This is a genomic window from Lactobacillus melliventris, assembly GCF_042679465.1.
GTDB classification, from domain to species: domain Bacteria; phylum Bacillota; class Bacilli; order Lactobacillales; family Lactobacillaceae; genus Lactobacillus; species Lactobacillus melliventris.
Genome location: NZ_JBHTMT010000002.1, coordinates 97,252 through 114,705 on the forward strand (window position 1 = coordinate 97,252; position 17,454 = coordinate 114,705).

Sequence of the window (17,454 nt, forward strand, 5' to 3'; positions counted from 1 at the left end):
CTGGTACAAATCATGATTGAAAATGTAATTAAAAAAATTGATGAAGTTGCCCAAAAAGAACCTGAACGCATTGCCTATGACTATTTAGGTCAAACTAATACCTACGGTGATCTCAAAAAACGCTCAGATGAATGGGCTCATAAAATTACTGGTTTAGGACTTTCAGCGCAAAGTCCCGTTATGGTCTGGGGCGGTCAGGACTTTGAAATGGTTGCCAGCTTCTTGGGCTGTGTTAAATCAGGTCATGCTTATATCCCCATTGCCAGTTACTCTAATGCAGAACGGATAGTTATGATTCAAGAAGTTTCTCAGTCTGAAGCAATTTTAGCAATTGATGATCTGCCTGAAATTGACTTACCACCTATTAAGGTTGTACATCCTCAAGATGTAGAAAAGGGAAATTATGAACCCGATCCTGCCAACTTTGTCCAAGGTGATGCTAACTTTTACATTATTTTTACTTCAGGCACCAGTGGGAAACCTAAAGGCGTGCAGATTAGTCATAATAACCTGCTTAGCTTTATCAATTGGGAAATGACGGACTTTGATCTGCCCGAGCATCCCGCATTTTTGTCACAAGCACCGTATTCATTTGATCTTTCAGTGATGAGTCTTTATCCAGCTTTAGTTGGAGCAGGAAAGTTAGTGGCTTTGCCGCATGAAGTAACACAAAATTTTGCTCAATTATTTCAGACTCTGCCTCAATTACAATTTAATGTTTGGGTTTCAACCCCGTCATTTGCGCAAATGTGTTTTTTGGATAAAACTTTTACTGCTGCTTATCACCCAAGCTTGTCGCACTTTTTGTTCTGTGGTGAAGAATTGCCCCACAATGAAGTAGTAATGCTAAAAAAGAAATTTCCTCAGGCACGCATTTTTAACACCTATGGACCTACCGAAACAACAGTTGCAGTCACTCAAGTAGAAATTACAGATGCAGTTTTAAAGAAATATGACCGCTTGCCAATTGGCAAGGTTAAAGCGGACACCAAAATCACTATTGACAAAACTAAGGGTGATCAGCCTGATGAAGGCGAGATTATTATTACTGGCCCAAGTACATCTAAGGGTTATATGAATAATCAGGAGAAGACCGCTAAGGCTTTCTTTAAAAAGCCGGGTGACCAATATCTCAGTCATCGTTCAGGCGACGAAGGCTTCTTTGACCAGGATATGCTCTTTTATCGAGGCAGGATTGACTTCCAAATCAAATTTAACGGCTACCGCATTGAACTGGAAGAAATCAACCATTATATCGGGATGAATAAATTGGTTGATCACGGAGTAGCTGCACCTAAATACAATCAGGATCATACGGTTAAGCAAATTGTTGCCGAAATTAAGCTGAAAGATGGCGTTAAAGAACAATATTCCGAAGCAGAAATTACCAAAATGATTCGGGATGATTTAGCTAAAGATCTGATGCCATACATGATTCCGCAACGTTATGTTTACCGTGAAACATTACCAGTCTCCCAAAATGGCAAAGTTGATATTAAGGCCGTCATTAAGGAGGTCAACGAGTAGTGAACTTTAACTTCATTAACTTACAGCCATACTCTAATCCGCATTATTTTGTGTATTTGATGATTGGTTTAATTCCCATTATTATCGGGCTGTATTGGGGTCACCGCTTCAAAATCTATGAAGTTGTGTTCTCGTTAGTTTTTTTATTTCTCATTTTTGATGGTGAAAAATGGCAACAGGGCGTTAGCCTGATCATCTATATTCTGTTTCAGCTCCTGGTTTCCTATGGCTATCTCTATTATCGCAGGCGTAAAAATAGTCCGAATAAAACCTGGGTCTTTTACCTAGCGGTGATTTTAGCAATTGTGCCTCTGATTTTAGTGAAAGTGCAGACTGCTTTTCCGCAAGCTAAAATTCCGGGGGTCTTGGCCTTTCTGGGTATTTCCTATCTTACGTTCAAGACCGTTCAGGTTGTGATGGAAGTGCGCGATGGCGCTATTAAAGAACTTAATCTGGGAACGTATTTGCGCTTTCTCTTGTTCTTTCCCACCATTTCTTCCGGACCAATTGATCGCTACCGCAGATTTGCCAAAGAATGTGACACGGTGCCAAAGCGTGAGCAATATTTAAACGATTTAGAGCTGGCAACCCGCTATTTATTTCAAGGATTCTTATATAAATTTGTTCTGGGCTGGTTCTTTGGTACCTACTGGCTGCCTCGAATTACCCGAGCAGCAATGATAACAGGTACGGCTAATGGCGGTTTAAAACTTTCCTGGTGGTTAGTGGCTTATATGTACTGCTACAGCATGTATTTGTTCTTTGACTTTGCCGGCTATTCTTTATTTGCCGTGTCAATTTCCTACTTTATGGGTATTCACACCCCAATGAACTTTAATAAGCCGTTTATTTCACAAAATATTAAAGAATTCTGGAACCGCTGGCACATGACTTTGTCCTTTTGGTTTCGCGACTACATCTATATGCGGTTTACCTTCTTCGCCATGAAGAAAAAGCTGTTCAAGAATCCGGTCAGACTATCTCAAGCAGCTTATCTGTTATTATTCTTAGTGATGGGCTTCTGGCATGGACTAACCTGGTATTATATTGTTTATGGGTTGTTTCATGCTGTGGCCATTATCATCAATGATTGCTGGCTGCGGTTTAAGAAGAAGCACAAAGACAAATTGCCATCTAATAAATACACTAAATGGCTGGCAATTTTTGTTACTTTTAATGTAGTGTGTTTTAGTTTCCTGATATTCTCAGGTTTTCTCAGTCAACTCTGGTTTGGCTGGAAGTAAGCAAGAATTTTATCTAAGGAGTTTTTTACAATGGATACCAAAAAAGAAGTTTTAGCAATTTTACAAGATTTAACTGGTGAAGATTTAGCAGACAGAATGGATGAAAATATTTTTGCCAACGGTTTAATGGATTCAATGGCTAGTGTCCAAATGTTGTTAAATTTACAGGAAAAATTTCAAATTGATGTACCAGTTTCTGAATTTGATAGAAACGAATGGGATACGCCTAATAAAATTGTGGCAAAGGTGGAAAATTTAGAAAATGAGTAACAAACGCCGGCTGTGGCAGATTTTTGGCCCAGTACTCTGCGCCGCCATCTTGTTACTGGTCATCTTTTTACTGCCGTGGGAACGAACTTTTTCGCAAGGTGCTATTTACCAAGCAGCTAATTCCCAGACTACGACCATTTTTAAAGGCTCTTTAATGAAACAGGATGCCTTTAAAGATGACTATGTGCCTTTTTATGGCTCAAGTGAACTGTCACGGCTTGACCCGCTGCACCCGAGTGTAATTGCGCAAAAATATCACCGCAATTACCGGCCGTTTTTATTAGGTGGGCCAGGTAGCCAGTCTTTGGCACACTTCTTAGAGATGCAGGGCACATCAAAACAGCTTAAGGGCAAAAAAGCCGTGGTGATTGTTTCACCGCAATGGTTTACCAAGAAAGGGCAAAATCCTGATGCCTTCGCACTGTATTATTCACCGCTGCAGGCCTGCAATTTTCTGTTAGGGATTAAAAAAGATACACCGACAAACCGCTATGCGGCTAAACGCTTCTTGCAGATGCCGGAAGTAAAAGGCGTTATTAAGCTGGGAATGAAAAGAGTTGCCCGCGGGGAAAAGCTGACCGGTTTTCAGCGTTTCTACTTGGAGAACCAGCGGCGCATACTTAACAATGAAGACAAGTTCTTTAGTACCTTTCAATTACGTGACCGGATCAAAAGGATCAATAAGCAGGCTAAACTTTTGCCGGCTACTTATTCAGTCAAGGCCTTAGACCAAGTGGCAAGTGAGCAGGCTGAACTTAACACTAATTCGAATAGCTTTGGTATTAATAACCGCTTTTTTAAGCGGCGCTTGAATAAACGTTTATTGGTTAAATTGAAGGGCAGTCAGCGCCACTTTAACTACACTAAATCAGTAGAATACAGTGATTTTGAGCTGATGTTGCACCAGTTTGCCAAGCAGCATACCAATGTGCTATTCATTATCCCGCCGATCAATGAAAAGTGGTCTAATTATACGGGCTTGTCACAAACGATGTACCAAAAGGCCGTTTCCAAGATTAAGTACCAGCTGGCCAGCCAGGGCTTTGCTAACGTTACCGATTTGTCTAAGCGCGGCGGTGAACAGTATTTCATGGAAGATACGATTCACCTAGGTTGGCGCGGTTGGGTAGCAGTCGACCGGGCAGTAAAACCGTTTATGGCGCAAGCAAATGTGCCGCATAACTATAATATTCATAACTATTTTTATAGTAAAAAGTGGCAAAAAAAGCCGTACCAGATTAGTTTAACAGATGAAAATCCGGTAAATGGCACTGCAAAAGAATCTTTAAAAGGAAAATAGTGCGCCAGCAAATTGATGCTCTCAGAATAAAGGGCTCAATTCTAGTCATTAAAAATGACAAAATAATGCTTAACTATGCTTTAGGCAATAACACTGACACTAGTTATCTAATTAATTCAGTACAAAAATCAATGACCGCCGCAATTATCATGCACTTGGTGCAGGAGGGCAAGTTAAGTCTGCAGGATAAATTAAATAAATTTTATCCGCAAATTGCTGGGGCAAAGAAGGTTAGGCTGAAGAACCTGCTGGCAATGACAGCCGGTCTTGATCTTAAACCAGGGGCAAGACTGGGACAAAAGCATTTTGTTTCGGATCAAGATAATATCCAACATGATGCTGCTAACACTGTTTTTGAGCCTGGTTTGTTAAATAAGTGGCATTATAGCTCGTTAAATTATGTTTACTTGTGCGGCATTATGAGTAAAATAACGGGTCAAAGCTACGAGCAGTTATTCCGCGACACCTATGTCAGACCGTTAAAGTTGAGACAAACAGAATTTTTGTGGTCAAAGCCAGGCAAAATTATTGCCAGTCATTTAGTACCGGGCATGATTTACCGCAAAGGCCGCTATGATGTAGTTAAGCATCAAGCAGCTCTCAGGGATGCTCATAGTGAGTTAGGCGCAGGGTCAGTAGTAATGTCCAATCATGATTTAGCTAAAGTAATACGGTATCTGCTGACTGGTAGTTTACTAACTCGCAGGAGTCGCAAATTGCTTTACCAAGCGGCCCCTCCAGCCTATTATAATGGTGGCTTTTATAACAATATTAAGCTGAAAACCAAAACGGCTAATGGAGCCGGACAAGGCTATTATACTTTCATGCGTAGCACTAATAATGCCAAAACTATTCTGATTATTCAGTCTAATAAAACTCGTGAAGGTCGATTTGGCCAACTAAAAGGGCAAATAAATCAAATTATGTTGGAACTGCTTGGCCGTAAGGCTTACAGTGCAAATATAATTGGCTAAAACTTGTTTTTTGGTTAATTGCATGCTAAAATTCTGTTGTGTCGCCATAGGGAAGTAATCATTTTCTCCGGTAGCGAAAATGTAAATTTCTATATGTGGTCAGTAGTGGTGACACAAACACTGTGTGAGCTTAGTTCCGATGTTGGTGGAACTAGGCTTTTTTTGTCTTTTCTTTGCGATGTACCATTATTCGAGAGTAAAATGTAATTAGTATATACTAGATAAGGAGATAAGTTATGAACAGAGCAGAACTGAAACTAGAAGCTAGAAATCGGCTTCGTCATAACTGGGGCTGGGCAGTTAGTATTGGTATCGTAATGACGCTATTTGTCGGCTTCTTTTTTGCTAGACCAGCAGTAAGTGGTTCACTTAAGACTGCGAATAATGTAAATGATGTTATGGGAACCGGCTCAATTGATTCACTGTTTAAGCCAGCGTTTTGGGCAGGACAAATAGGACCTGATACAGGTTTAACTTTTATTGGCAGCTTTTTCATGTTGAGTATGGTGATAACATTTTTACATTTTGCTCGCGGAGAAAGGTTAAGCTTTTTTAAGGGAATTTTTTCTGTTTTTACTGATGGTCGCTTTATTCCGGAATTTTTGAACTTTCTTTTTAGCTATATTTTTCAATTTTTATGGACTTTATTATTATTCATTCCTGGGATAATCAAATCCTATTCTTATGCTATGACACCATATATTGTTAATGATTTAGTGGAAAGTGGACAAGAGGTGCATGCCACAACAGCAATTACTGCAAGTCGCCAGTTAATGGCTGGTCATAAGTGGGAATTGTTCGTGCTTGATTTAAGCTTTATTGGCTGGTACCTATTGTGTATTATTACTTTAGGTATTGGGTTTATTTGGCTGATTCCCTATGAACGCACAACCAAAGCTAATTTTTATCGGCAATTGGCCGGAGAGCGGTATTTAAAAAAGTAAATTGGTAACAAACAAAAAGAGCGGGACAATAACTGTCTTGCTCTTTTTGTTTTGCTTTAAGAAAGTTTAGTATTTATTTAAATCCTCAATACTTTCCTGAAACCATTTTCCCGCATATTCAGAAGTAAAATCATCTGTTTTTTTAAGCGCATCTTTGATTTGGCTGGAACTTAAATGATCTAATAGGTACAGTTTTAATGCCTTATTAATTAGGGCATTAAAATCTGTATCATTGGTTTCTAAGTATTTATCAGTCAGTTTTGCCACTTTGTCAGTTAATTCAATTTTCTTTCTGCTCATGTTCTCGCCTCTTAAAATACAAGTTCATTATACCATTTTATTCACAACTAATAATAAAAAAGATAATGGGTAACAAAAATGGCTTGCATTAAAAAAATAGAGTATTATTTTATTTTAAATATAATAATTAAAATAAAGGTTTGAAATAATGACAGAATGTACAATCAATTTTATAGCTCGCCTGCAGGAATTTTCTTTTTTTCGAGCCACAAGACGGACAATGGCGATGCTAATGCCAATTGCTGTAGTTGGCTCCTATTTTAAACTTTTAGGTGATTTGATCTTTACACCTAACGGGTTAATCTATAATATTTTCAATTTGGATAAAGTTTTATCAGATCACATTTGGTATGGCGGTTCTTTTGTGTGCCGGGGAATGGTAGAAATTACTTTTGGGGTTTTTGGCGTTTATGCCAGTTATTTTATGGCTCGTTACACCGCACGCCTTTACCATAAAGATTCAACTATGGCAGGTCTAACAGCAGTTTTAATAATGCTTTTCTGCTCATATGCTTCCAGTAGTGGACGCAATGCTCGTATGCCTTTTACCGCCAGTTTATTACAAATTAATGCAGTTTTTATTGCCTTAATTGTAGGATACTGTGTGGGCCAAATATTTCATTTATTAGGAAAGGACTTTTCTTACGTTGAATATGAGGGCACAAAAGTAATTCAAAAAAGAGCAGGGGATGCCGTTTTACCAAGCGCTGTTTCATTATTATTGGGTGTCTTTTTAGGTATTTTAATTTATGAACTACAGCTTAAATTACTTAATTCCGCCAGTTTTACTGAAATTGTCAGCAGGGTTCAGACTACTAATAATTTTGGCGAAGTGCTGTTATTGACAGCCGTAATTACTTTTTTTGATTGGCTTGGAATTGGTTATCCGTTGCACTCCTTAGCGGGAATAGTAAATAACGCCTTTACTGCAGAGAATTTAACATATACATTAAAACACGGTAATTCTTGGAATGTGCCATATAAATATCTGGGCAGCTCACTTATTAACAGTTACGGCATAATGGGCGGTGCCAGTGTTGTTTTGGCTGTTATTGTGTTACTGCTTATCAGAAGAGATAACAGGGAAAACGAAATAAATGCTAAAATTAACTTGTTGCCTGCTGCTTTTGGTTCAAGACTAGGATTTACAGTTGGCTTACCTTTAATGTTAAATCCTGTTTTTATCTTACCGAGCATTTTAATTCCTCTGATTAATATGACAATAGCCGTGGCAGCTATTAGTTTACACATTATCCCAGTTTGCGTTTACCAGAATTTAAAAGGGACTCCGGGACTATTGGTTTCCTTTTTTGGCACTAACGGCAATTGGGCAACACTAATTTTTACATTATTGTTGTTTTTATTAGATATCTTTTTATTACTACCTGTAATTAAGATAAATGAAAAAGTTGAATTAAGAATTAAAAAGCAGGAGATGAAATAGCAGATGCAAAAAAATCCTAACTATAAATGGTTGCTCCTGATTATTATTATTTTAATTATGCTTGCTGTTCCCAGCTTCTTTTGGATGAAAAAAGATAATAAATCACGAGCAGAACTCAGTAAATCGCTTCTCTCGCCTGTAATTATGGTCCCGGGTTCAAGTGCTACCACCGAACGCTTTAACCAGTTAATTGATGAACTTAATAAAACGACACTTAATAGGCATAGCGTAATAAAAATTAGAGTTTCACGTGAAGCAAAATTGACTTACACTGGCTCTATAGGTAAAAATGACTTGGAGCCCTTTATTATTATTGGTTTTGATAACAATAAAGACGGCTATTCCAATATTAAAAAACAAGCTAAGTGGCTAAATGTTGCATTTGAATCGTTAATTCAAAATTATAAGTTCAATAATTTTAAGGCGTTTGGTCATTCTAACGGCGGTTTGATTTGGACTTACTGGCTGGAGCACTATTATTCTGAGTATTCAAATGATATCAAAATCAAGAAATTAATGACTTTAGGTACGCCATATAATTTTACTGAAAATAATATTAATAATAGAACACAAATGCTGGCTGATTTTATTAAAAAGCGTTCAGCACTGCCAACCTATTTAAAGGTTTATTCTCTTTCTGGTGGCAAAAATTACGAATCTGATGGTATTGTACCTGAATCAAGTGTAGCTGCAGGTAAATTTATTTTTCAAAATCAAGTAAAAAACTATACTGCGATAACAGTTACGGGTGAAAAGGCAGATCATTCTGATTTGCCGCAGAACAAGCAAGTAATTCAGGCCATAAGACAGTACTTATTAAAGAAGCCAGAAAAGCCGTTAAAACCGGCTAAAAGAAGGGGCAATCACTAATGAAATATCAAAAGCAGCCGACCAAAATTGAAGTAATTGGTGGTAAAGTTAATAACTTAAAAAACATCAACGTTGATATTCCCCTGCATAAATTTGTAGCGATATCGGGGTTAAGCGGATCTGGCAAATCAAGCTTAGCGATGGGAATCTTGTACTCAGAGGGTGCAAGACGTTATCTTGATTCCTTGGCAGCTTACACCAGAAGACGTATTAGTCAAGTTGGTCGTGCACAGGTTGACGAAGTAAAACATATTCCTTCAGCTTTAGCTCTAAGGCAAAGGCCTGCTGTGCCTGGAGTCCGTTCCACGGTAGGTACAGTTACAGAAGTTTTTAACATCTTACGGTTGATTTTTTCCCGTTTAGGTTCACCTGTATGCCCCAACGGTCACCGAGTACCAGCAACGATTAAAATAGCTGAAGCCATGGATCTAACGGGGGCAGCCATGGGACGATTAACTTGTCCTACATGTGGGAGACAATTTTATGCTTTTAGTGCAGAAGATTTTGCGTTTAATTCTGATGGTGCGTGTCAAAAATGCCAGGGACTGGGAACTGTTGAAGAAATTGATGATAGCAAAATCATTGCAGATGAGAATTTATCTCTTGAAAATGGAGCAGTGGCAACTTGGCAAATTCCCGGACGAAATTGGATGTGGCGTATTGCCCGGGAACTAGGGGTACGGACCGATATTCCATATAAAGAGCTGAATGCTAAAGAAAAAGAAATTGTACTTCATGGAAAAGAGCGGAAAGTCCCGATTGATTTGCCAACTTCAACTGGTCGCGTATATCATCTAGATGCGCTATATGAGAATGCTTATAATGCGATAGCTAATTCACGCAAAACTACTAAGTCTGAACGCGGACTGCAAAGAATTAACTCCTTTTATAAATTCAGTACATGTCCCCGCTGCCAAGGCTATCGCATTGATCCAAGTCGCTGGCAGCAGTTAGTTGCTGGAAAAAGTATTGTAGCAGCTGAACAATTAACTTTGGGTGAACTGAGCCACTATATGAGTGAGATTTTAGCTTCCCTGCCGCAAGATATGCAGGAATTAGCGGAAAATTTAACTGGTGAATTGATGCATCAAGTCAAGCCCCTGCTAAAATTAGGCTTAGACTATCTGAGTTTAGATAGACAGGCTGCCAGTCTGTCTACGGGGGAACTGCAACGAATTCAGCTTGGTAGAACTTTGCGTACGGAAACCACCGGGGTGCTTTACGTTTTAGATGAACCATCTGTTGGTTTGCACCCTGATAATGTGGCTGGACTGATTGATATATTTCATGAACTGGTTAATCAAGGAAACTCTTTAGTTGTAGTTGATCATGAAACTGCAATCATTAAGGCAGCCGATTGGGTAATTGAAATTGGTCCTGGTTCAGGCAGCCGGGGTGGTGAGATTATTTCCCAGGGAATACCTAGTGAGATTGAGCAAAGTGAACAGTCTCTAATTGGTCCTTACTTAACTGGTAAGGCACCACTCCTAGTTCGTCACAGGGCCAAAACTGACCAAATTTTTAAACACGGTAAGGTTGAATTTGATGTTACTGAACGTTTTAATTTAAAGAATATTCACGCGCAAATTCCACTCAATCGCTTAACTTCCGTTACCGGCTTTTCTGGCGCTGGTAAGACTACCCTAATTCTCGATTCCCTCATTCCTGCACTTAAAGCACAAAAAAATCTTAAAAATGGTCCTGATTGGGTAAAAAATTTAAAAAATGATGCTATTAAAAATGTAATTAGTGTTGACTCTACACCTGTTGGTAAAAATCAACGTTCGACTGTTGCAACTTATACTGATATTATGGATAATTTGCGTAAACTCTTTGCCAAGCAGCCATTAGCAAAAAAATTAAAATACCGTGCGTCTCATTTTTCTTACAATAACAAAGAGGGTGCCTGTCCGGCATGTAACGGAACCGGTGTAATTTCACTTGACATCCAATATCTACCAGACATGGTTGAAACATGCTCTGTATGTGGCGGTCACCGTTTTAACCAAGCTGTTTTACAAGTAAAATGGCATAACTTAAGTATTGCGGATGTCTTAGATTATTCCGTTGATGATGCGCTAGACAAAGAACTTTTTAAAAACGAACCAAAGATCAATAAAACAATCACAACTTTGCATGATATGGGTCTAGGATATTTGCACTTGGGAGAATCTACTCCAGCTTTATCAGGAGGAGAAGCGCAGCGCTTGAAACTAACCAGTCATATCCACCAAAGACAAAAAGGAACATTATTTGTTTTTGATGAACCGACCGTTGGTTTACATCCACAAGATGTCAGAACTCTTTTGCATGTTTTTCAAAGATTACTTGAGCAAAAAGGAACTATTATTACAATCACACACGATTTAGATATTATGGCTAACAGTGATTATATGATTGATATGGGACCAAAAGGTGGGCTGCAAGGTGGGAAAATTATTGCAAGTGGCACACCTGTGGATATCTCGCAAAAGTCTAATAGTTTAACAGGTAAATATTTGCAAAAACAATTTAAATTGTATCAAAAATAGCAGTGAAAAGTCTTTAAAAGAAGTATAAAAGCTTTTATATTAAGGCTTTTTTCTTTTGTGGAAAAAAACGGAAAATCTGTGGATAAGTTAATCATAATTATTGCTTTCTGTGGATAACCTGCTATAATATTATATGTAAGTAATTAGCAGTCGAACGCAACGAGTGCTAATTACAAATTTATAACCTATCAAAGGGGTGTTTGCATATGGCATATTTTGATAACGATTTTGACGATTTATTTAACGAACTAAACAATTCATTCTTTAACAATACTAACGACAACGGTGGTGCTATTCCTATTCATTACTCCAGTAGTATGAATATTTCTCCGCAAGATTTGAATCAAGGTGGACAAATGGGACAAAAACAAGGTCAAAAACCAATCGGTGTTGATCTGGTTGAACAAGCTAAGAAGAATAAGTACGATCCTGTAATTGGGCGTGATGAACAAATTCAGGAAGTAATTGAAATTTTAAGTCGGCGCAAGAAGAATAATCCAGTATTAATTGGACCTGCCGGGGTTGGTAAAACAGCCATTGTAGAGGGCTTGGCACAAAAGATTGCTGCAGGCGATGTTCCTGATAAAATGAAAGACAAGCATATTATTGCCATTAATATTAATGATATGGTTGCAGGATCAAGCTTGCGTGGCAGTTTTGAAGAACGCCTTAAGAAAGTGATTGACGAAGCAAAAAAGAATCCGAATATTATCTTGTTCATTGATGAATTGCATAATATAGTTGGAGCCGGTTCTACTGATTCTGAGAATAATAACGGTGATGCCGCTAATATTTTAAAACCGGCTTTAGCTAGTGGTGATTTAAACTTAATTGGTGCAACGACTACAAGTGAGTACCGCAGAATTGAAAATGATGCGGCACTAGCACGTCGGTTCCAACCGGTACAAGTTCCGGAACCATCAGCAGAGGTTACCGTTAAAATCTTGGAAGGACTAAAAGATAAATATGAATCCTTCCATCACGTAAAATATAATGACAGTGCTTTGAAACTCGCAGTTGAATTGTCACAACGTTATATTCAGGGACGTTATTTACCTGACAAGGCCATTGACTTAATGGATGAAGCAGGTGCTAAAAAGGGCCTTGATACAATTCCCAGCGATGAAGCAACTTTAAAAGAGCGGATTAACAAGCTTGAAAGTGAAAAAGAAGCAGCTGTCAAAAAAGAAGATTATAGTAGAGCAAACGAGTTGAAAAAGCAAGTCGAAGACTTGCGTGATAAGGCTAATCACGTGGATGACGCTGCCACTCCACATGTTACTGATGAAGATATCTACGCTTTAATCGAAGCTAAGACCAAGATTCCAATGAGTGAATTGCATGCAAGTGCAGGACAAAAGAACCTTGATCTGGTAGAGAAATTAAAGAAAGTAGTTATTGATCAGGATAATGCTGTTGACGTCATTACAGATGCGATTGCCCGTAAACAAGTTTTCAAAGACAATGATCGTCCTACTGGTACGTTCTTGCTAACTGGTCCTACTGGCGTAGGTAAGACGGAATTAGCTAAACAATTAGCCATTCAACTATTTGGTGGTGAAAATCATCTTATTAGATTGGATATGTCTGAATATCAAGATCAGATGGCAGTTAATAAATTGATCGGTTCAGCACCGGGCTATGTTGGTTATTGTGAAGGCGGCCAATTAACTGAAAAAGTTCGTCATCAACCATACAGTTTGATTTTGTTTGATGAAATTGAAAAAGCCAATCCACAAGTATTCAATGCCTTGCTTCAGATCATGGATGATGGGCGCTTAACCGATGCTCAAGGTAGAATTGTTTCCTTTAAGGATACAATTTTAATCATGACTTCTAATGCAGGCTACTCTGACCAATTATTAAAAGACGGCAAAGTTGATCATGATAAGCTGATTAAAGCTCTTGAGGCCTACTTCAGACCAGAATTTTTGAATAGACTTGATGCTATTGTTCCGTTTAATTCATTGACCAAAGATGATATGAATAAGATCATTGATATCTATTTGAATAAAATGGCACATGTTTTGGCCAAAAAAGGTGTTAAGGTTGAAGTCTCTGATGAAGCTAAAGCCTATTTAGCAGCCAAGGGCTATGATAAGAAATTTGGTGCTAGACCTTTACGTAGAGTCGTTGAGCAAGATTTGGAAACGCCAATTGCCAAATTATTAATGAAGGAGCCTGACACTAAAGAAGTTAAGTTTACAGCAGATGATAAGCATGTATACCTAAATGATGCCGCAATTTTGGACATTTCGGCAAAAACTGATACTGAAACTAAAGATAGTGCAAAGCAAGACTAATTTTAAAATGAGAGTCATCCTATGAAAGTGATGTAAGCCCTGAAATTAGGACAAATTTGGGGGAGTCATATCACAAAGGGATGACTCTTTTTTTGTATATATTCGTTTCACGTGAAACTATATGCACATACAAAAGTATGCTTTTGTTTTATTATTAGAAGTTCAAATTATTTTATTGGGGAATAGAGCAGTTTAACTATTGACAATAAAAAGAAATTAGTTTAAATTAGTTAACAATTAAATTAATATTAAAAGCTAAAGAGAAATTTTTAGCTTATGTAGTTTTTTATAGGGGACAGTTCAAATGAAACAACGAGTAGAAGACCTAGATTGGAAAAATCTGGGATTTAAGTATCGAGATCTGCCTTATCGCTATGAGGCAAAATATAAAGATGGTGAATGGCAGGAAGGAAAACTGACTGAAGATTCAACCATGACATTTTCTGAAGGTGCAGAAGTCCTGCACTATGGTCAGGAAATTTTTGAGGGCTTAAAGGCCTATCGTAGAAAAGACGGTAAAATCAACCTGTTTAGACCTGATCAAAACGCACACCGCTTTACTCTTTCAGCAAAGCGGTTAGCCATGCCGCCTTTCCCTGAAGATAGATTTGTTGCTGCAGTAAAGCAAGTTGTTAAGGCTAACGAAGAGTTTGTACCACCATATGACAGTGGTGCGACCCTGTATTTACGGCCACTTATGGTGGGAACATCAAAAGTTTTAGGTGTTGAAGCAGCCAGCGAATATACCTTCCGCATTTTTGCGGTTCCAGTTGGCGCATATATTAAAGGATTGAACCCTGCAGATTACATTGTTAGTGAATACGACCGTGCCGCATATGCCGGTACTGGTCAAGCAAAGACATCAGGTAACTATGCCAGCAGCTTGCTTCCGTCCGTTGAAGCACACAAGAACGGCTTTGCCGATTGTCTTTACTTGGATCCACGTGAACATAAATATATTGATGAATTTGGTGGTGCTAACTTCTACGGCATTACCCAAGAAGGTCAATTTGTCACACCAAAATCACAATCGATTTTGGTTTCTATTACTAAGCGCTCACTTTTGGAAGTCGCTAAGTGGCAAGGCCTAAACCCGGTTGAACGTCAAATCACTTTGGAAGAAGCGTTCAACATGAAAGAAGCTGGTGCTATGGGTACAGCTGCTGTAATTTCACCCGTAGGTTCAATTACCTACAAGGGAGAAAAGCACGTTATCTACAGTGAAACAGAAACTGGACCGGTAACGACTAAGCTTTATAATGAATTAGTTGATATTCAGTATGGTAATAAAAAAGGCCCAGAGGGCTGGGTCCAAACAGTAGAATAAGTTTAAATATCGGGAACATAAGAGTCTGGGAAAAAATTATCTCTTCCCAAACCAACAAAAAAGCATTGAGTTTTGATATGACTCCTAAATTTGGGGGTCATATCATTTTACGACTCAGTGCTTTTTTCATATACATTCTGCTCGGTATTGATATTATTTATTTACCAAACTCAAATAGGTCAGAGACCAATCGTCATGTATCGAAATTATACCACAGGTCAGACTGCTTTAGTATCCAATTTAGACTTTGTTATTCACCAGAATCTTTTAATCTGTCGAAATAATTTTTAGATTCTTAAAGAAGCCTTCAGTACCAATATCAACAAAAAGGCCGACACTACCTTGGGCTTTTGAACCATGTTTAAGGCTCGAGACCTTTAAAATAGGGTTGCTGTTGTTATTTAAGTAAAACTTTCCAGTTTCATCTTTTATTTCTGCTTTGATGGTGATCCATTGATTGAGCCCGATATCTGCTGAATTTTCATATTTAGTAATCTTATTATCGCGAAAGTATTTAAAAGTATAATGTGGATACGAAAAGTATTGAACAGCATGGCGCTTTCTTATTGGATCTTTTGTATGACCATTTGTGGGTCTGATATAGAAAGATTCAAAAGCCGAATTATCTTTATTAATTCGAAAAGCAATTCCAATAAAGCCACGTGCATAGTCTGGAGCATCCGGCAATAGTCGACTTAAAACTTGCACCTCTATGATACCATTATGAAAATTACAATTAGCTAATTTAGTAAATGTATTTTCATCAGGCTTTGCGAGTTTTTTAGCTTTTATCACACGAAGAATGGGCTCTTCCTTTAGGTCAACAGTATTAGCTTGTGTATTAACATTGATAAACTCGCTATGATTAAAATTCAATTTTTCCTCCCAGTATTAAAAACTATTATTGAACAAATATCTAAAATAAAGATAACATATATAATTTAATTTGCAATAACGCAAAGACTTTGCTCCAGCAATTTGCGAAAGCTTTTATCGGCTGGTAACGATTTATCCGCAAACCAACCTGTTCCAACGTTGACAATATCTCCTATTGCTAAATCTCTAATGCACCTGCTTGCCAGTAATTGCTTTTTAGGATCAGTAAACTCAGTTGCTATCATTTGATTAAAGATAGATTTTAGTTCATTAAAAGCTGCGTTAGTTTCAGGAAACATATTGGTACGCGGCATTTTCAAAACAAATTGTGTTAAATGAAAATGATTAAGAGCTATTTGGCGAAACTCCATTGCAAAATCAATAATTGCTGTCATGCCGGCTTTACCAAATAAGTTTCGTCGCAGCTGATCAGTCATTAAACTAATTATCCGAGCAACTATAGCATAATTTAGCGCTAACTGATTAGGAAAGTAGTTATATAAAGCCTGTGATTGAGTACCAAGTTCTCTGGCAATGGTCGCAAAATTATTTTCTTTTTTGTTTTCAATTAATTTAATACTGGTTTTTATAATTAATTCTTTAGATAAAATTTGACGTGGCATACTAAACTTCCTGTTTGCTTGACTTTTACAACTTGTAAATTATAATTACATATTGTAACTATAACACAAGATATGGCAAAAATTAAGAGGTCAAGCATTATGAAAATTTTTTTATTAGGATTAATAGGGTTAGTAATAGGAACCTTTGTTATTCTTTTTGGTGGTGGCGGCGCAGCCATCTACCTGGCAATTTTGACCGGTTTGTTTGGCTTAAATGCGGCAACAGCTTCTTCAACTTCACTAGTGACTGCTTTACCTTCATTAATAATCGGAGCAATTAGTTATTACCACCAAAGACAAATTAATACTAAAGTGGGTAATCAAATGTTACTCACGGCAATTCCAGCTGTAATAATCGGGGCACTGGTCTCAAAATATATTCCCGCTAAAATTTATAAGTGGCTAATAGGAATTGTCTTAGTAGTGCTTGGCATTAATATGTTATTTAAGAAAAAAGCGCAAACCGCAGAAACAGTTAAGAAAACGCAGTTTGCCAGAATGGAAGCTGGAATTTATGGTATTTTGGGCGGCTTAATGGTTGGCGTAGCCGGCATGAGCGGTGGTGCTGTTATTATCGGTGGTTTATTTTTGCTGGGGTTACAAGATTTTCAAGCTACTGCAACTTCAACTTACGTTTTAGTTTTTATGACCATTACAGGCGCAATCTTTCATATTGCTGACGGCCGGGTAGACTGGACTGCTGGCTTACCCTTGATGATTGGTGCCATAGTAGGTGCAATAATTGCACCAAGACTAGCCCAGATTTTAGCTAAAACTAAAATTACTCGTTACATGAAACCTACAATCGGTATTTTGCTTATATTATTAGGAGCTAAGTCATTGCTGTGAAAAAATTTTTAAGCAAGCGCTTTCCAACATCATAAAAGTATGTTAATATAATTTTAAAAGTTAGTTAGGATC

The 17,454-nt window shown here is 37.9% G+C and carries 15 protein-coding genes; 12 read left to right on the forward strand and 3 right to left on the reverse strand.

The window, feature by feature from the left end; translation table 11 throughout:
* The first annotated feature begins 12 nt into the window (after positions 1–12).
* The 6 genes from dltA to ACFQ32_RS03210 all read left to right on the forward strand — a co-directional run bounded on the left by dltA (position 13) and on the right by ACFQ32_RS03210 (position 6,259).
* On the forward strand, positions 13–1,527 hold the full coding sequence (dltA, locus tag ACFQ32_RS03185; RefSeq protein ID WP_046325721.1) for a D-alanine--poly(phosphoribitol) ligase subunit DltA: 1,515 nt from the start codon (positions 13–15) through the stop codon (positions 1,525–1,527).
* Positions 1,527–2,771, forward strand: coding sequence for a D-alanyl-lipoteichoic acid biosynthesis protein DltB (gene dltB / locus ACFQ32_RS03190; protein ID WP_046325720.1), 1,245 nt, complete (start codon positions 1,527–1,529; stop codon positions 2,769–2,771). The genes dltA and dltB overlap by 1 nt, the downstream gene beginning before the upstream one ends.
* A 30-nt stretch (positions 2,772–2,801) precedes the next feature.
* Positions 2,802–3,041 (forward strand): D-alanine--poly(phosphoribitol) ligase subunit DltC, encoded by a 240-nt coding sequence (dltC, locus tag ACFQ32_RS03195; protein ID WP_046325719.1) that lies wholly within the window; start codon positions 2,802–2,804, stop codon positions 3,039–3,041.
* Positions 3,034–4,341, forward strand: coding sequence for a D-alanyl-lipoteichoic acid biosynthesis protein DltD (gene dltD / locus ACFQ32_RS03200; RefSeq protein WP_046325718.1), 1,308 nt, complete (start codon positions 3,034–3,036; stop codon positions 4,339–4,341). The genes dltC and dltD overlap by 8 nt, the downstream gene beginning before the upstream one ends.
* Positions 4,341–5,315 carry a serine hydrolase domain-containing protein gene (locus ACFQ32_RS03205; RefSeq protein ID WP_046325717.1) on the forward strand — a complete coding sequence of 325 codons (975 nt, stop codon included), beginning with the start codon at positions 4,341–4,343 and terminating at the stop codon, positions 5,313–5,315. The genes dltD and ACFQ32_RS03205 overlap by 1 nt, the downstream gene beginning before the upstream one ends.
* Before the next feature lie 236 nt (positions 5,316–5,551).
* Positions 5,552–6,259 (forward strand): DUF975 family protein, encoded by a 708-nt coding sequence (locus ACFQ32_RS03210; RefSeq protein WP_046325716.1) that lies wholly within the window; start codon positions 5,552–5,554, stop codon positions 6,257–6,259.
* A 66-nt stretch (positions 6,260–6,325) separates the two neighbouring features.
* Here the strand turns inward: ACFQ32_RS03210 and ACFQ32_RS03215 are convergent, their stop codons facing one another.
* Positions 6,326–6,559, reverse strand: a complete 234-nt coding sequence (locus ACFQ32_RS03215) for a hypothetical protein (protein ID WP_046325715.1) — start codon at positions 6,557–6,559, stop codon at positions 6,326–6,328.
* A 148-nt stretch (positions 6,560–6,707) separates the two neighbouring features.
* On the opposite strand from ACFQ32_RS03215, the gene ACFQ32_RS03220 reads away from it, so the two are divergent.
* The 5 genes from ACFQ32_RS03220 (at position 6,708) to ACFQ32_RS03240 (ending at position 15,034) form a co-directional block, all read left to right on the forward strand.
* Positions 6,708–8,003, forward strand: coding sequence for a PTS sugar transporter subunit IIC (locus ACFQ32_RS03220; RefSeq protein ID WP_046325714.1), 1,296 nt, complete (start codon positions 6,708–6,710; stop codon positions 8,001–8,003).
* A gap of 3 nt (positions 8,004–8,006) precedes the next feature.
* Positions 8,007–8,873 (forward strand): alpha/beta hydrolase, encoded by an 867-nt coding sequence (locus tag ACFQ32_RS03225; protein ID WP_046325713.1) that lies wholly within the window; start codon positions 8,007–8,009, stop codon positions 8,871–8,873.
* A complete protein-coding gene (locus tag ACFQ32_RS03230; protein WP_046325712.1) occupies positions 8,873–11,404 on the forward strand; it encodes an ATP-binding cassette domain-containing protein in 2,532 nt (843 codons plus the stop codon). Before ACFQ32_RS03225 ends, ACFQ32_RS03230 begins: the two co-directional genes overlap by 1 nt.
* Before the next feature lie 206 nt (positions 11,405–11,610).
* Positions 11,611–13,707 (forward strand): ATP-dependent Clp protease ATP-binding subunit, encoded by a 2,097-nt coding sequence (locus ACFQ32_RS03235; RefSeq protein ID WP_046325711.1) that lies wholly within the window; start codon positions 11,611–11,613, stop codon positions 13,705–13,707.
* 304 nt (positions 13,708–14,011) lie between these two features.
* Entirely contained in the window at positions 14,012–15,034 is a 1,023-nt protein-coding gene (locus ACFQ32_RS03240; protein WP_046325710.1) for a branched-chain amino acid aminotransferase, read from the forward strand.
* 267 nt (positions 15,035–15,301) lie between these two features.
* On the opposite strand, the gene ACFQ32_RS03245 is transcribed toward ACFQ32_RS03240, so the two are convergent.
* Positions 15,302–15,910 (reverse strand): hypothetical protein, encoded by a 609-nt coding sequence (locus tag ACFQ32_RS03245; RefSeq protein WP_046325709.1) that lies wholly within the window; start codon positions 15,908–15,910, stop codon positions 15,302–15,304.
* Positions 15,911–15,975: 65 nt separating this feature from the next.
* Complete coding sequence (locus tag ACFQ32_RS03250; protein ID WP_046325708.1) at positions 15,976–16,533, reverse strand: TetR/AcrR family transcriptional regulator; 558 nt, start codon at positions 16,531–16,533, stop codon at positions 15,976–15,978.
* Positions 16,534–16,632: 99 nt separating this feature from the next.
* On the opposite strand from ACFQ32_RS03250, the gene ACFQ32_RS03255 reads away from it, so the two are divergent.
* Positions 16,633–17,382 (forward strand): sulfite exporter TauE/SafE family protein, encoded by a 750-nt coding sequence (locus ACFQ32_RS03255; RefSeq protein WP_046325707.1) that lies wholly within the window; start codon positions 16,633–16,635, stop codon positions 17,380–17,382.
* The last annotated feature ends 72 nt before the right edge of the window (positions 17,383–17,454 follow it).